Here is a 2999-nt window from a genome sequence, read left to right as displayed (position 1 = left end):
GCGCTTTTATCAACAAGGTATGCGGGCAGCAACTCTTATACAGTCTATCTCGTAGACCTCTTTGTCACCCCCCCAGGGATTTCCGGGAAAGGAACTCGATATGTAAAGCTATCATCAAAAAAGCGATCGCTTCGTCAGGACTTACGCACAAAGTGCTTTGACTCGCCGCGAATTATAGCGGCTTCAGTCCTCAGATTTTATGAGAACTGAAGTCCGAACGATCGAACCAGTTTTACTGTTCTTAGCTACACAATGTAAGGAGAATCGATCGCCTTTGCCCGATTAATCGCCACCAATGTCTGGTAAATCAAAACCGAAATCTCAGCGCGGGTAATATCCCGCTGCGGCGAAAGCCAATCGCGGGAAGGATAATTAACCACAATCTTCAAAGCAGTTGCTGTGGCGATCGCACTCAAAGCATAATTAGGAATTTGAGAGCGATCGATGTAAACTTTCAAAGAATCAGGATTGCCGCCCTTTAGTTCCAAACCGTTAACCAAAGACACGATCGCCTCAGCCTTAGTCAAATTCTGATTCGGGCCGAACTTCAACCCCGGAAACCCCGCCAAAAAACCCCCCCGATTTGCCCGTTCGATCGCACTTCTCGCCCAAAAACTAGCAGAAACATCAATAAAATTTGTAGCCGGCACCCTCGGAATCGGACTAAACGCACTCACCAACAGCGCCGCATATTGAGCGCGGTTTAAACTGTCATCAGGCCTAAAAGAACCGTCAGGAAAACCGCTAATTATATTCGCCGCAGCCAAAGCTTCAATAAACTTCTGTGCCCAATGTCCAGAAATATCGCTGAACACCGCACCCCCGATATTCGGATTGCCGCCGCCCTTTCTCACCGCAGCTTGCACAGCTTTAAAAGCATTCACTTTCCCGTAACCAAACCAATCGCTGCGACCGTTGTTAGGATCGTAATTTCCCATGCGATTGCCCAACTGGGGATCGGGATCGGGATCGACAATTTTCTCAGCAGTTTGTTCGAGAATTCCCCGCACTTCCCGCGCCGTCAAACGGGGGTTAGCCGAAAGTATCAACCCTGCAACCCCAGCGACTACTGGAGTGGCGCTGGAAGTACCGCCAAAAGTATCAGTATAGTCCCCCCAGTCGTAGCCCCGATCGCCCACTCGATCGGCAGTAAACACCCCTAAACCAGGCAAATACTGCGTCACCTCCGGCGGCGTGCCGATAAATCCGGTTTCTGGCAACCAAGTTCCCGGCGGTGCGTTGTTGCTGGGGGCGCAAACCGAGATGCTGGTGCCCCAATTGCTGTATGCTGCTTTTTTGTTGAGGGAAGTGGAAGCGCTGACGGCAATTACGTCTGGGTGAACGGCAAATCCTGCCAGCCATCTAGTTTGACCGCCCAGGATGTTGTTGGGCCAGCCTTTTTCGTTAACAGTACCGTTGACTGGGCGGTTGGCATTGCCCGCAGCGAACAGAATAACGCAGCCTCTGCCGCCCCGCCCTTGGGTTGCTGCTTTGGTGATGACCGCACTCTGCCGCAGGGAAAGGGGATAGTAAACTGCTGAAGGCCCCCAACTGCAAGAAATGACGGCGGCACCTTTTTCGATCGCCCAATTAAACATTTTTTCGACAGAATCGTCATCGAGAAAGCCCGTGGTACGGATGGGCATCAGGGCGCAGCCGGGGGCGACGCCGACAATGCCTTTGCCGTTTTCTTCTGCAACGGCGACGCCGGCGCAACTTGTGCCGTGGTTGTCTGAGTCTGCGACTGGCATCGGGGAAGTGTCGCCCTCTTTGAAATCGATGGGTGAGACGATTTTGCCTTGGCCTTGAAAATCTGGGTGGGTGATGTCAACTGAATCGTCGGCGATCGCAATTACGATCGATCGAACTCCGCGAGTCATGTCCCAAGCCGGTTCGGCATAAATTTGAGCACCGCCGACAAGTTCCTTGCCGCCTTTGTTATTGAGATACCACTGTTTGGGATAAAGCGGATCGCGGGGCGTGTAATGCTGCTGCGTCTCTACTAAAATGTTGGGTTCCGCTACGAGAACTTCTGGATATCTTGTCAGGCGGTTGGCAATTTTGACCGGGTTTTCTGTTGCTTGTTTGGTGACTTCGCAGACGAACGTGTTGGGAATTCCTTCAACTGGCCGGACTATTTTTAAAGCTGCTGCATTGGCGATCGCCTTTCGCGATTGTTCGTCTACTTGTTCGCCAAATTGAATGGTAATTTGGTCTGTTAAATAAAAGAATGTACTCGGATTGTTCGCGGGGCAATAGACGTGGCTGGCAAAAGCTACAGCATCGCTGGCGCGGGCTGTTTGCATTGCTGCTTCTAGGCGATCGGGCGCAACGAGATATTCTTCAAGATTGCTTTGGCCGACGCGACGGTTGAGTTTGGCCCCAGTTTTTGCAGCCCAATCGTTTGAGGCTGATGCTGTTGATGAGGGGCGGACTGTAAAGCGATCGTCCGCTTTTGACAGCAGCAATTCATCGCCGCCGCGCTGCAAAATCACTGCCAGACTTTCATCGGGGACTCCAATTCCTTGATAGTTTTGGAGAGTCTCGGAGGTGGGTTTGCTTGGTTGTACCATCAGAAATGCTTTTGTTTAATTTTAATCCAGTCTTACTATATTCTCAAGGACAGGCAGGATGCCTGTCCCACAAAAACTGAATTTTCTTGTGGGCCGTTGCTCCTAGCCCGCCCGTAAAAGGCTTATTAACAATGATTCAGCAAGTCCCCTCAAATAAACACGCTAGGATTAACATTAAAAAATTCTCCCAGCGCCTTAGCTTGCGCCTTGCTAATCGCCCGTTTCCCATTAACCACCTCAGAGACTACTCCTTTGGAACCAATCACGCCCACTAAATCGGCTTGTTTGAGTTCGCGAACTTCGATGAAATGCAATAGAACATCCCGGGGAGTCACTTCTGGATCTGGGTAATAGACCTCTTGCAAAAAAGATTTATGTTATAATTAGAGGTTTTAAATTTCATCCCCTAGAGCTAACTCATAATTG

At 50.4% G+C, this 2999-nt stretch carries 2 protein-coding genes; both read right to left on the bottom strand.

The features are described 5' to 3' along the window. Positions 1 to 245: 245 nt before the first annotated feature. Complete coding sequence (locus tag QUA54_RS33905; RefSeq protein ID WP_333419374.1) at positions 246 to 2573, bottom strand: S8 family serine peptidase; 2328 nt, start codon at positions 2571 to 2573, stop codon at positions 246 to 248. A 149-nt stretch (positions 2574 to 2722) separates the two neighbouring features. Then, positions 2723 to 2938 (bottom strand): hypothetical protein, encoded by a 216-nt coding sequence (locus tag QUA54_RS33900; RefSeq protein ID WP_333419372.1) that lies wholly within the window; start codon positions 2936 to 2938, stop codon positions 2723 to 2725. Positions 2939 to 2999: the final 61 nt, after the last annotated feature.

Source organism: Microcoleus sp. MOSTC5, assembly GCF_036701825.1.
Lineage (GTDB): Bacteria > Cyanobacteriota > Cyanobacteriia > Cyanobacteriales > Microcoleaceae > Microcoleus > Microcoleus asticus.
The sequence above is the reverse complement of the archived record's forward strand: the minus strand, read 5'-3'. Positions and strand labels throughout refer to the sequence as shown.